Source organism: Paenibacillus sp. A3 (assembly GCF_001399685.1).
GTDB lineage: Bacteria > Bacillota > Bacilli > Paenibacillales > NBRC-103111 > Paenibacillus_G.
In genome coordinates this window covers 20,687-33,833 of sequence record NZ_JTHN01000112.1, presented here as the reverse complement: position 1 = coordinate 33,833, position 13,147 = coordinate 20,687, and the positions used below count along the sequence as shown (strand labels likewise).

9 protein-coding genes are annotated in these 13,147 nt (G+C 48.5%); 7 read left to right on the top strand and 2 right to left on the bottom strand.

Annotation, left to right across the window (positions count from 1 at the left end; genetic code table 11):
- From QJ48_RS17770 to QJ48_RS17750, 5 genes are all read left to right on the top strand, one after another.
- On the top strand, positions 1-700 hold a 700-nt coding region (locus QJ48_RS17770), incomplete at its 5' end, for a sugar ABC transporter substrate-binding protein (RefSeq protein WP_054974888.1).
- Positions 701-731: 31 nt separating this feature from the next.
- The gene (gene iolG, locus QJ48_RS17765) at positions 732-1,760 is read left to right on the top strand and encodes an inositol 2-dehydrogenase (RefSeq protein ID WP_054974887.1); all 1,029 of its coding nucleotides are present in this window, start codon (positions 732-734) and stop codon (positions 1,758-1,760) included.
- Positions 1,761-1,797: 37 nt separating this feature from the next.
- Positions 1,798-2,817 (top strand): LacI family DNA-binding transcriptional regulator, encoded by a 1,020-nt coding sequence (locus QJ48_RS17760; RefSeq protein WP_054974886.1) that lies wholly within the window; start codon positions 1,798-1,800, stop codon positions 2,815-2,817.
- Positions 2,818-2,838: 21 nt separating this feature from the next.
- Positions 2,839-3,702: a class II fructose-1,6-bisphosphate aldolase gene (gene fba, locus QJ48_RS17755; protein WP_054974885.1), complete on the top strand. Its 864-nt coding sequence runs from the start codon at positions 2,839-2,841 to the stop codon at positions 3,700-3,702.
- A 1,412-nt stretch (positions 3,703-5,114) separates the two neighbouring features.
- Positions 5,115-5,705: a hypothetical protein gene (locus QJ48_RS17750; protein WP_054974884.1), complete on the top strand. Its 591-nt coding sequence runs from the start codon at positions 5,115-5,117 to the stop codon at positions 5,703-5,705.
- Between the two features lie 33 nt (positions 5,706-5,738).
- Here QJ48_RS17750 and QJ48_RS36975 read toward each other — a convergent pair whose 3' ends face one another.
- A complete protein-coding gene (locus QJ48_RS36975) occupies positions 5,739-6,452 on the bottom strand; it encodes a hypothetical protein (protein ID WP_157261671.1) in 714 nt (237 codons plus the stop codon).
- Positions 6,453-7,053: 601 nt separating this feature from the next.
- Here QJ48_RS36975 and QJ48_RS17745 point away from each other — a divergent pair.
- Positions 7,054-8,121 (top strand): hypothetical protein, encoded by a 1,068-nt coding sequence (locus tag QJ48_RS17745; protein ID WP_054974883.1) that lies wholly within the window; start codon positions 7,054-7,056, stop codon positions 8,119-8,121.
- Positions 8,118-8,246: a hypothetical protein gene (locus QJ48_RS39200; RefSeq protein ID WP_010494197.1), complete on the top strand. Its 129-nt coding sequence runs from the start codon at positions 8,118-8,120 to the stop codon at positions 8,244-8,246. Before QJ48_RS17745 ends, QJ48_RS39200 begins: the two co-directional genes overlap by 4 nt.
- Positions 8,247-8,708: 462 nt before the next feature.
- On the opposite strand, the gene QJ48_RS17735 is transcribed toward QJ48_RS39200, so the two are convergent.
- Positions 8,709-13,046, bottom strand: a complete 4,338-nt coding sequence (locus QJ48_RS17735) for a discoidin domain-containing protein (RefSeq protein ID WP_237762961.1) — start codon at positions 13,044-13,046, stop codon at positions 8,709-8,711.
- Positions 13,047-13,147: the final 101 nt, after the last annotated feature.

The following is a 13,147-nucleotide window of genomic DNA, read 5'->3' as shown; positions in this document are numbered from 1 at the left end:
GCTGAACAAGAAGCCGGCCGCTCTGGTCGTGGCGCCGACGCAGCCTTCCACGGCGATTCCCGTGCTGAAAAAATATAAAGACAAAAACATCCCGGTGCTGCTCGTCGATACGGATACGGCCGATTGGGCGGATAAAACGGCCTTTATCGGCACGGATAACGCGACAGCAGGGAAAAAGGGCGGAGAATACTTGGCTTCGCTGCTGAAATCCGGCGATAAAGTAGCGCTCATCGCGGGCGCGCTCGGCAACCCGGCGACCGACGAGCGGATCAAGGGCGCGAAGGAAGCGCTGGAGGCGAAAGGGATGAAAATCGCCGCCAACCAGCCGGCCGACAGCGATAAAGCGAAGGCGATGTCCGTCATGGAAAATATTTTGCAGAACCATCCGGATCTGAAGGGCGTCTTTGCCGCCAACGACGACATGGCGATCGGTGCATTGCGTGCGGCGGAAGCGAAAGGCTTGAAAATTCCGATTCTCGGCACGGACGGCACAGTGGAATCCATCGAATCGATTCTGGCCGACAAATTGGGCGGCACGGTCGCGCAGAACCCCTATGAAATGGGCTACAAAGGCGTAGAAAATGCCGTCAAAGCGATCAAAGGCGAGAATGTGGAGAAGCGGATCGACAGCGGCGTGGAAGTCATCAACAAAGAAAACGCGCAGAAGAAGCTCGATTTCTTGAAAAGCTTGACGAAGTAAGAGGCATTTCATTATAGAGAGGAACATGGATATGGAGAGAATAAAAATAGGCATTATCGGCGCCGGCCGCATCGGCAAGCTTCATGCGGAAAACTTGAAGCAGCTTCCGCAGGTGGAAATCAAGACGATTTCCGATATCTTCGCCGACAATATCCGCGATTGGGCGGCACAGAACGGCATTGCCAATGTTACCGCTGACTATAAGGACATTATACAGGACCCGGAAATTGCAGCCGTCTTTATCTGCTCGCCGACGGATACGCACATTGCCATGATCGAAGAAGCGGCCAAGGCCGGGAAGCACATTTTTTGCGAGAAGCCGATCAGCTTCGCCTTGGATAAGACAGTGCAAGCGCTGGAGCTGGTCGAGAAATCGGGCGTCAAGTTCCAAACCGGCTTCAACCGCAGGTTCGACCATAATATGAGCCGGATTCAGGAGCTGGTCCGGGAGGGCAAAATCGGCGACACGCATATTTTGAAAATCACCTCCCGCGACCCGGCGCCGCCGCATAAGGAGTATATCCCCGCCTCCGGAGGCATGTTCATCGACATGACGATTCACGATTTCGACATCGCCCGGTTTATGGTCGGCTGCGACGTGGAAGAGGTGTTCGTACAGGGCGCGGTTCTCGTCGATCCGGTGTTTGCCGAGTGCGGCGATATCGATACGGCCATCATTTCGCTCAAGTTCAAGAACGGCGCTTTGGGCGTCATCGATAACAGCCGTCAGGCGCATTTCTACGATCAACGGGTCGAGGTGTTCGGCTCGAAGGGCTGCCTGACGATCCAGAACGATTATCCGAGCAGCGCGGAGCTCTATACTGCGGATGGCGTGTACCGGGATAAGCCGCTTTACTTCTTCCTGGAACGGTACAACGAAGCTTATGTAAAGGAAGTCAAGGCGTTTATTGACGCCCTCGTTCATGATACGCCGGTGCCGGTCAGCGCGAACGACGGCTACCAAGCCGAATTGATCGCGCATGCGGCAAGATTATCCTTGCAGGAAAAGCGTCCGGTCAAGGTGGAAGAAGTATTAACGCAATGGCATATTAGTGTATAATTGTTAATATGTCATTTCGTTGAAAGAAGTGGAAGCTATGAAGGCTACAATTTATGACGTTGCCAAGCAGGCAGGCGTATCCATTGCCACTGTCTCCAAAGTGATCAATCAAACGGGGCGCATCAGCGAGGAAACGCGGGCCAAGGTCAATCGGATCATGCAGGAGTTGAATTACCAGCCAAGCGTCGTGGCTTCGGCTCTGACGGGGAAGCAAACCTTCACGCTCGGCTTGTTGTTGCCCGATTTGGCCAACCCGTTCTTTGCGGAAATCGCGAGAAGTGTGGAGGATCGTGCGCACGAGCTCGGCTTCAGCGTCATGATTTGCAGCACGGATAATAATCTTTTGAGAGAAGAACGAAATATTTCGTTGCTGAAGCAAAAAAGCGTGGACGGCATTATCATTGCCACCGGCGTACGCAACGATGCGATATTGAAGGACTTGAAAAAACAAAACTTTCCGGTCGCGCTCATTGCCCGCGATATGCCTTCCCTGGCGATCGATACGGTGCTGGTGGACGATTTCATCGGCGGGCATATGGCGGCCTCGCATCTCATTGAGCAGGGTCATCGGCAAATTGCCGTCATCGCCGAGGACACATTGGTGATGAGCAGTAAGGAACGGATACGGGGGTACCGGTTCGCACTGGAGGAAGCGGGCATTGCCTATATTCCGGAGCTGGTGCGGATCAGCGATTTTAAAGTAACGGATGCGAAGCAGGTTGCCGGGGAAATGCTGGACTCCTCGCAGCCGCCGACGGCCATCTTTGCCTGTAACGATCTGCTGGCCACCGGCGTGATTCAAGCCGTACGCGAAAGAGGCTTGTCCGTTCCCGGCGATTTATCTATCGTCGGATTCGACAATACGCTGCTGGCGACGATTGTCGATCCTCCGTTAACGACGGTTGCGCAGCCCATTCAGGAAATGGGTCAGAAGGTCGTCGATCTGATCATTCGCATCATCAACGATAAAAATTCCACCAAGCAGCGCATCGTGATGCTGCCTGAGCTGGTTATCCGTTCCTCCGTGTCCCGGCCTGGCGAATACCGGAATAAGTGAGGAACAAAGGAGCCGTAAGAAATGACGATTGTATCCATGAAACACATGCTGGAGCGGGCGCTTGGCGGGCGGTATGCGGTCGGACAGTTCAATCTGAACAACCTGGAGTTCACGCAGGCGATTTTGCAGGCGGCGCAAGAGGAGCGGTCGCCGGTCATTCTCGGCGTGAGCGAAGCATATATCCCTTATATGGGCGGCCTGCCGTTCATCGCGGGGATGGTCAAAGCGCTCGTCGCGGAATACGGCATTACGGTGCCGGTCGCGCTGCACTTGGATCACGGCTCTACCTATGAAGTGTGCATCCGGGCGATGCACGCCGGGTTTACTTCCGTCATGATCGATGCGTCGCATCATTCGTTGGAGCACAACATCGAGATCACCCGCAGCGTGACGCAAGCCGCGCATGCGCTCGGCGTCAGCGTGGAAGCCGAGCTTGGCCGGATTACAGGGCGGGAGGACGATCTCGTGGTCGACGAGGCGGAAGCGATGTATGCCGTGCCCGAAGAATGCCTGCGGCTGGTCCGGGAGACCGGCATCGACTGCCTGGCGCCGGCGCTCGGCTCCGTGCACGGTCCGTATCGCGGCCAGCCTCAGCTCGGATTTGACCGCATGGCGGAAATTCAGCAGCTGACCGGGCTGCCTCTGGTCCTGCATGGAGGAAGCGGCCTACCCGAGGAAGAGATTCGCAGGGCGATCTCGCTCGGCACGGCCAAAATCAATGTGAATACGGACAATCAAATGGCCTTCACGGCCACGATCCGAAGCTTCCTGAACGACCATCCCGAAGCTTACGATCCGCGTAATTATTTGGTGCCAGCCCGCGAAGCGATTAAAGAGGCGGTCAAAGCCAAAATTCGTCTGTTCGGCAGCGGGAATCAAGCCTAATTGCATACGGAAGAGCGCCTCTGGCCCCGGAATGAGTATGAACTGCTCATTCCGCAGGCCGGAGGCGCTTTTTTGTTGGGAGGCGAGAGCGGAATTCTGGTCGCCCATTTCACATCGCTGATTATATTCACTGGTTGGCGAATAAATTTCAGCCGCAATTATGATAAGGAATGTTATGCCCATCCATACCATGTCAGCTTTTTTTGGACTACTTCTTAGCACGAATTTCACACCAAATACGACAACCAATGCAGACAATAAAGAAAGTGATTAGCGATGTTGTTCTAAACATGCTGCATCCCAATTTTTGTTGTTATTATATTACATTATTTATTTGACGTCACTTCGTAGTAAACAAATGGAAGCCGATGGCGGTTTAGCGTTACTTCCCTCCCTTGATTCTAATATGACATGGAGTTTGCGATCATGAGCGCCCCGGCCGATATAATAGCGGCTGTTATTGCCCCAGCCTGAGCACTAGGAACAAAGGCTAAGATTGCCGCAAGAATCGCAGCTACAGTATCAGTTTGTATCAAAGTGTAAACTTAATGTTTTGTTTCGCCATCATCAAAAGTTACAGCAACACCCCACCAGTACGAATTGCCATATGCTTTAGTTCCAATATCGCCAGTAGGAGACTGTCTTACTGGATTTTAGTTATTTGGTGCGTTTTCTAAAAGCTGCGAATTCTTGATCAGTTCAGTATTGAGCCTGCTTACCCGTTCAAACAGACTATAGGTTGGGCACCTACAACTTCCTGTGCAGAAGGTACAGCTTGTCAGGAGGCAGAACAGGCCGGAGACGGCACTGCGGCCGCAGCGTATGAACAGCAGGCCGATTACATTCATTGGCTGGCGAATGAGCTGCGGAAAGCTTCGGGGCAACAAATTGAGGTTTAACAAAAGCGTGCAACCTTTATGATGTAGTCGCTCGGACCTGACCAGATCGTGCAGAACGGACCTTGTTGCAAAGAATGTGAACAAGGGCCGAGCGGTTTTTTTGCATTTTTCCACGAAATCAAAATCGCCGCTCAAGGCTGAAAATCAAGATAGGAGAATTTCTATAAACTAGAATGCATACTTATAATTTGTAACTGAAGAGGAAAGGAGTTGAAACGTTTTGAATAACTTACTCGCTGCTGTTTGCGTACAAAGTCTAATTTATTTAATACTATTCTTGTTCATAAGGAAATTGATAGAAAACCAAAAAGTAAAGCTCAAAATTTATTGGGTAATGTTAACTTTCTTCGTATTGGGAATTCTTTCATCACTATCAATTTTTGTTATATCAACAACCTAAATACATTTTTTCATAAATAACTATTAAAAATACTGATCAACTTGTTTTTATAGTTTTACAAGATTAGAATATATTGTAGTAAAAGTAATATTATGAATAGGTGGGATGTAGTGATGAAAACATCGTTATTTCTAATCAGTAGTTTGATAATTTCCATTAGTCTAGTAAGTTGTTCGGATAAAACCGATAAACCAACAATCACGGCATCCAACGAAAACATTACAGAAATTAAAAACACACAAAACTATGATGATTTCACAAAATTAATGGAGGATTTTAAAAACAATATAGTTATAAGTGGTTTTTCTTTAATTCCACCAATGAAAACAATTTTTTTAATAGAAAGAGATTTTACATTTAACAAAAAGGATACAATTACTCTTAAAGGTGGAGTTAGTGATTTAAATACAACACAACAACAATTTATATTTGAAAATAATGATAAATCAATCCAGTTATATGTACGATTCGCTTATACAGAAGTAAATATGGGAAACAACTTGGTTGCTTGGGATTCTACTTCAGGATACGACGGAGCTGATCGTGAATTGTTGGATAGAACTGATATGGCGACTTACACATATAGAAACCTTATTGTTACTGTAACTCAAAATGCAAAAACAACTGCAAAAACTGCTATTACAAAAGAAGCAGTAAAGTCTGTTCTTAATGTGCTAGAAAAGTATTACAAATTAAAAGAGTAGGCGCATATATACGCCTACTCTTTTAATATCGTTTTAATTAGACGTTGTGCTTGTAACTTCGATATTTACATCGTTCATAGATACCGCATATCCACCAGCAGTCTCCTGATAAACTCCTACCTGAGAACCACTTGAAGCGTATTTTCTCCAAGTTAATATCCCGCTCGAATTAGCCGCAACTTGATAATTTGTTAAAAAGACTGTTGTGTATGGTTTTACAGTTTGGTTCGCACCATATTTTGTACCACTTGTCCATTGTCTCTCGTAGCCCCAGCTGCCGCCTAAATTCACTGTTAATTTAGCAAAAAACGCTGCCTTAATATCTGCGCTTCCACTAATGTTAACTCCTACATTCCACTTTCCTGAAGTAGTATATGTTTGTTCATACTGGATTGACGCATCACCAGAAGTACTGTTTTGATAGCGGAATGTTCCAAGATTCTGATAACGCCAATCCTTAGTTACATAATTTGGATTATAAGATTCGAAGGAATACGTATAGCCATCGCTCGGTGGACCCATTGTACTTATTCTTTTTGAAAGTGGGACAACTTCCGTGATGTTCCCATTTAAATCCGTTTCCCAAGCTCTAATTTCAGGAATTGGTTGTTTTTGAGAAACTTTGGAATCCGCCAACTCTTGTACTTCGCTAGGGATTTTTTCTTGAGCATTGGCATAGACACTAGAAGTTGTCAGTGTGAGTACAGTGAGAGCATAAACAGCAATCGTTCTAATCGGAATTTTCAAAATAAATACCTCCTCCTAAAATTTTTACCTCAATATCCGGTTTACGTTACTTTCAAAGACGAGCCCAATGTAACTTATGTATATTCACGTGGTTGTTATGGACTTTGGTACCAAAATGCAGGGCTAGTCCATTTTTCACCTCCCACCGATCCCAATTTTTCATCATCCTAAAACAAGTTATATTTGGGAATTTATTCAATCCCAAATACTTAAACGGACAATGAAATAAAAATGTTGCACACGCTAATATCTTTTTTTTGCCTATAAAAAAACAACCTTCTCGATGCGCTCACGCACCTGTAATCCGGCAACGTCCCTCCAAATTGAGTGATTTTGAACAATGGTCGGCCGACTGAATTGTTTTCCTAAAAAGTACCATGTATACCAAAATAATCATATGGGACAAAACTACTTTTTTCTGAGTAATTTGGAGTACTACGTCATTCGATAATACTGGGAATCTTCATAAAACATGTCAAAACTTGTATGTTTATGTCTATTTACGTCATTTTACAATTGAATTTCTCTGTTTTTTGCTGATAATCGTTATATCTCCTCCAAATGCTCTATATTGCCATCGAAAAGCCCCGGATGTAATATTATGGTATTAATCAAAAGGGAGTGTGTGGGACAAATGACAAATGTAGGCGGCGGGCTTGGGGCAGAAATTAAACATCATTTCTTTTATGCAGCGGAGCATCTTTTCAAGGAGGAGCAAAAAGCAGAGGCAGCTCCTTTGTACCGTTATGTCATTGAACGGGAAACGGATCGCAACGATCAAACTTTCATCTTCTGTCAATTTCGGTTATTTCAATGCTTAGTCGGTGTGAGTTCAGAGAATAACAGGGAATCATTAGAACGGTTTGAGCCGTTTTATTATCGCTTACCGGAGGATATTCAGCTTGATGCTTTATTGCTGCTGGCGAACGTTTGCTATTCATTAGGTGATTGGAAAAGGGTAGACCGTTATGGGGATGAACTCCATGCTTTAGCTCAAAATGTGTATGAAAAATCAAAAAAAGAAAAATTTGTTAAAAAGCTACATACTGAGCGGCATTTAGTGGTATATTTAGGTCATGGGCTACGCATCAAGGGCTTCGTACTTACTATGCAAGGGCGATACGAAGAAGCAAAAAAATACGTGGCAGCGTATTCAGACCTTGGATGGTTCGAGTTCCTTGACGAAACGGGGAAAAAGGAGGTTGAAAAATTTCGAGTTTGGAGCAAGGGGAACATGTATGCTCTTGAACTCAAAACCGGAAACGGAAAAGTAGTCCGTGAGTATGTCGATTTTCTGCAAAATCATCCTGCTGAATTTTTGGGTGGTGCCAAAACTATCATTGAGTCAGCAAATCGATTCGATTTTGAAGTTGACGAATTTTTGGAAACGCTTGTTAAAAAAATTCCGCCTGTAAATTCCGATGTAAACTATTTGGACGGTACGCAATTATTCCATTTTTGGTATGAGAAAGCATTATACAGTTTCAAAAAAAATCGACTTATTGTTGGGATCGATGAATTGCTATATGCCTTATATCTCGCGCAAGTTTTGAAGTATTATATGGGTTTTGAGAAATGTGCAACTTTGTTCCGGGAACACGGAGATTACGCGACGGAACAACAAAAGTTGGGGTACAAACATATCGTAGAAGGAGTGTTCGACTTATGAAAAAAGTATTTCTATCCTTAATGATGGGGTTGATTTTATTAAGTGGTATTATTCCTACTCAACCAACACAACCGGAACAGCCAACAAATATGGCAGCTCTCGACGATCATGGATGGGGCGGCTAATAAAAATAATAAGAGTCCCGGCCAGTGGTCAGGGGCTCTTTTGTTTTTTTCAAAAAAGATGAGATTTTTTCGCAAATTCGATGCGACGCAACACCAATCTCGGATGGTTCAAGTTTCTGGACGATGACGGGAAAAGGAGGTCGATAAGTTTGAGGAGTACCCCCATTCGTACCCTCCCGGTTATGCTGTCTGCGATCCAAGCAGCGAACCCAAAAAACCTGAACGTTGACGAATTATTCTTACGCTTTAAAGGAAGTATCAACAACCTCAATACAGTTGATCATTACATCAGTTCTAAGCAGCTCTTTATTTATTATGGTGTAGGCGAATAGACGAAAATAACTCCTGAGCCCTAGGGTTCAGGAGTTATTTTTTTCCTGCGGGGCCTCCGGGTCTGCAGGGAATTCTTATTTGAAGCCGCTTAGTAGCGGGAAAAACACTTTCTCGACACTGAGTCTTTCCTTACGCCGCCGCGTCCTCGCTGTCGAGAGAATCGTCGCCGACTTCGAGCTGATCGTCGGTGCTATCCGTTGACTCCAGATCGTAGCTGTTCCCGGTCCAAGCTTGGATTAACGCATTGGCATCGGCGATCAGTGCCGCTTTTGCCGCTTCGGAAATAACATCCTTCTTGGTCGTTTTGTCGATTTTCTTCTTAAAATCGTTCATCGCTTTGGCGGCCTGTTTTAGCTTCGCTTTCGCTTCATGCTTCTGGGCGGTCTTCAAGCTCGCGGCCAGCTTATTCTTGAGTGGTCCGCTTAGCTCTCCGGCTGCATGATAAGATTCCAGCAGTTGCTGCATGGAAGCGATATTGGTCTTAACGACAATCGAAATGACCGCCTGCGATACGTTGCCCGCCCGATCCGTCGCTGTCATTTGGATCGCGTGCGTTCCCAATTGGCCGGCCAAACGCAGCAGAGTTCCGGGGGTATACGGCTTGCCGTCTACCGTGATCGTTGTCCCGGCAATGCCCGACACAGGATCGGAGGCCTGCACATCCAGCGCAAGCGTCTCGCTGTCCATAAATTCGGTCCCGTTCGTCAAGGGAGAGCCGTTCGCCGTTGCAGCCAGGGTCGGAGCCGTTGTATCGACTTTCAGGAGGAGGGGCTTCGCCTTTTCCACATTACCGGCTTTGTCCGTAGAGCGGTACCGCAGTCCGTACATTCCGTCTGTGCTGAATTGGATCGGTTCCACGTACGGGTTCCAATTTTTCCCCAAATCCAAGCTGTATTCCGTTCTGGCGATGCCGGACTGTTCGTCTTGTACGGACAAGGTGACGGTTACCGGATGGACAAACCATCCTTGCTGCCCGTCCGGCCGGGAAGGCGAGACGCTCGCTGTCGTCACCGGCGGCGTTTTATCGTTTTCCCATTCGATCGATTCCTTCAACCGCGCAATCAGCTCCTGAAGCGGGCTGATCGAGCTTTCGTAGTCGTACGGGAAATGATTGAGCATTTCTTGCAATTGGCTTCTCAGCCCGCTGTCTCCTTTGCCCAAGCCCAGCAAGCCTTCCGCTTCTTTCACCAGCTCCAAATAGCGGTTCAACACCCCCGGTCCGTACACTTCAAACTCCAGTATGGAATAGCCGTATATCGTAGCTCTTTCGATGCCTTGAAGCTTGACATATCTGGCCTTGACGGCGGTGTCAAACTTGATCGTCTCGACTCCGCCTTTGCCGTCGATCACCGCATCGCCTGCTTTTACATTTTGCCACTGCCGGCCGTCGCCGGAAACAAGTATTTTGTACTTCTTGGCGTAAGCGCCTTCCCATTTGATCACGACGCTGTCGATATCCTGTTGTTCGCCGAGATCTACGCTGAACCAGTTATCGTCTGAAAAATGACTCGACCATCTTGTGCCCGTATTCCCGTCGACAGCTTGATCCGGGGACAAATGAGGCGCCTCGCTGGTCGATGCTTCCGCATGCTTGTTTAACGCCAGATTCATCCCGTCGAAGCTGACCGCCTTATTGTAAACGATCAGATTGTCGATGACGCCTTTAAAGGAGTTGGTGGAGCTTCCGATCTTCTCGAGCGGCAGCACCAAGGTATCGATCCGAGGCGACGCACCGTTCGTTACCCACAATTTTTCCACGTACTCGTTGCCATTGACATACAGGGATACGCCTTTGTTGTCTCCGGTCAGTAGCAAGTGCGTCCATTGTCCCGCCGGAACCTTGTATTGGAACGTGCTGTGATAATGTTCTTTGGAAAAGCCCAACAGCCCGGTCGTTCCTTCCTTGAGCTTCACTTGGCCGACAGGCGATTCCAGCAGCACCGCATCGTCCGGGTTGTCGGCATCCGGCTTGACCCACATGGAAACGGTCCATCCGAACCCTAACGCCTGCAGCGGCGTCTTGATGTAGCTTTCTCCTCCGCTGAATCGTACGCCTTTGCCGTATTTGCCGTCTGCCGCCGCCACATTTTTGCCGGTGCCATTGTAGCCGTTGCCGGAAGCGTCGGCGAAGCCGTTTTCGAACGAATACTTGATGACGTTGCCGTCTTCATTCGGGACTTGCAGCTTATGGGAGATGTTGGCGTTCGGTGCCTCGCCGATCCGTTCCGCTGCGGCTGCATAAGCGTTGTAGTCGGCGTCTTCCCGGCTTCCCGTCCACATTTTTTCGGACAGCACCTGCACGCCGGGGAACATTCGGTCATGGGAATCGTCCATCGATAGTCCGACGGAATCCGAAATGTCGTTCCACAGCGCCAGCATGGCGCCTTTCAGCTTCGGATGGCCGTAGGGCACAGTCGTATCGGTAAATACGTTCGGTTCCCACATCTTATACATATATTTAGGGTCGATCCGGTCTTTATACAATCTTGGCACGAGATACATGTAGCTGTTCTCGGTGTTGAGGATATCGTATCCAAGATCGATCGCTTGCCGGGCATCTCCGTAAGGCACGTGCCAAACATCCATCGTGGCCTCGTTGCTTACCGGGGTGACCCCGTTGTATTCCCTCATGCCGCCCCAAATATGGGGATGCTTGCCTTTGCCGTTGATATGCTTGATGAGCGTATCCATGTACCCGCGAAAAACCTCGGTGTTGCCCCAGTATTCGTCCGTGCCGATATGGACGTCAGGGCCGATAAAGGTCGGGTTGTCGCCATCGATATATTCGTCGAACAGACTTTTGACGAAATCGACCGTTTTCGGCTTCGTAATGTCAAGATGAGGTCCGGTTCCCAGAGAAGGATCGAAGCTGGTAAAAGCTCTGGAATGCCCCGGCGTATCGATCTCCGGGATGACATTCACGCCGTAGTCCATGCCAAGCCGCTGAAGATCGCGAAACTCCTCTTTGGTGTAAAAGCCGTTTTTGCTCGCAAGCCCGGGGTACGTCGTACTCTCCAAACGATAGGCCGCAGTCGTGCCGTCTTGGAACGGCGTCCCTACATCGTCGTTCAAATGAATCTGAAATTGGTTCATTTTATACCAGGACAACAGCTTGACGTAGTCTCTCAGGAACTCAATCGTATAAAACTTTCTGGCAACGTCGATCATGAGGCCGCGTGTTTCATATTTCGGATAATCCCTTGCCGTCCCTTTGGGGATCTGGGCATGAGCTTCATCCTGCTTCAAAATTTGCAGGGCCGATCTCGTTCCGAAAAAGACGCCCGTCACATCGGCCGATGTAATCGCGACATGATCGTTGACGTCGAAGAGATAGCCTTCTTTTCCCAGCCACGCTAAGGAATCGTCGATGGACAAATAAAGGTCGCCCGCTTGCGGAACGCCGTAAATAATGTCCGTTTGGACACCGGTAATGTCCCGCAAATCTTCCTTCGTTTGCTCCGCAGCCTTTTGCAAAGCCGTTTTATGGGCCGGATTGACCACGATTCGCGAGGTTGGTTTCAGGGTGAAATTTCCAGTCCGGCCATACCATTCGCGCAGCGACGGGATGACCTTCGGCTCCTTGTTCAAATCGTCCGTTTGCGTATACTGCCCCGGTACCGCAGCAAGCACGTTTCCGGTGATGGCCTTCTGACCAGTACTCGTATGTTCGACTTGAAACAGAAGATTCACTTTCCTGTCCACGAGGGGCGTGTGAATTTTCCCCGCTCGATCGATCACGGGCAGTCGGTCGCTGCCGTATACGGAAACCTTGTAGCCCTCGGGTACGCCAGGCAGAACGATCTCCGTCTGTCCCTTGGCAATAGGCGGAATCTGGGTGATGCCCTTCACGATTTTGGGTAATTCGCCGGCGTTGTACACCTCGAATTCGTAGAAGGAATAGCCGTAAAAGGTGCCTTCCACCGGTGCCCGCTCCACCCCTTGAAATTTCACGTACCTTGCTTTTATATCGTCAAAATCGGTCGTTTCCGTCCCGCCTCTGCATGCTATGTCGCCGTCATGGCCGAGCACGTTCGTCCAATGCTGTGCATCGCTTGAAACCAGTAGCTTGTATTTGCTGGCAGGGGTTTGCCATTTGATGGTCACCCGGTTTATGGTGAACTCTTCGCCGAGGTCCACATAGAACCACTGATCGTCTTGCAGCGCGGACGACCAGCGTGTGCTGCCGTTGCCGTCAACGGCATTGGCCGGCCCAAGCCAGTCCACTTCGTTCCCCGAAGCGTACACCGCTTGATGTACCGCCAAATTAACGCCGACCGGTGTATTGACAACATTTGCAGGCATGGCTCTGCCGCCGTAAACGGTTTCATAAACAGACCGGGTAACGGGAAGCGTCGGGGATACGTCACCTGTCCGTCCCGCTTCAGCGGCTGCCTGTGGCAGGCCTGCGGGGAAAAGCGTGGAGAGAAGCACCAGTGACAACAAACTAGAAAGCGTTTTCTTTTTCATGTTCTCCTCCTTGTGCGTTTTTGGGAAGCTTCTAATCATGTGCAGCCTGATGAGGCAACTTCATCTTTTATATTAAGAGGTCGGTTTTTCCATTCAAATAG

Coding starts and splice junctions, on each gene's coding strand:
- iolG (WP_054974887.1), top strand. CDS start 732: ATGGAGAGAATAAAAATAGGCATTATCGGCGCCGGCCGCATCGGCAAG.
- QJ48_RS17760 (WP_054974886.1), top strand. CDS start 1,798: ATGAAGGCTACAATTTATGACGTTGCCAAGCAGGCAGGCGTATCCATT.
- fba (WP_054974885.1), top strand. CDS start 2,839: ATGACGATTGTATCCATGAAACACATGCTGGAGCGGGCGCTTGGCGGG.
- QJ48_RS17750 (WP_054974884.1), top strand. CDS start 5,115: ATGAAAACATCGTTATTTCTAATCAGTAGTTTGATAATTTCCATTAGT.
- QJ48_RS17745 (WP_054974883.1), top strand. CDS start 7,054: ATGGTATTAATCAAAAGGGAGTGTGTGGGACAAATGACAAATGTAGGC.
- QJ48_RS39200 (WP_010494197.1), top strand. CDS start 8,118: ATGAAAAAAGTATTTCTATCCTTAATGATGGGGTTGATTTTATTAAGT.
- QJ48_RS17735 (WP_237762961.1), bottom strand. CDS start 13,046: ATGAAAAAGAAAACGCTTTCTAGTTTGTTGTCACTGGTGCTTCTCTCC.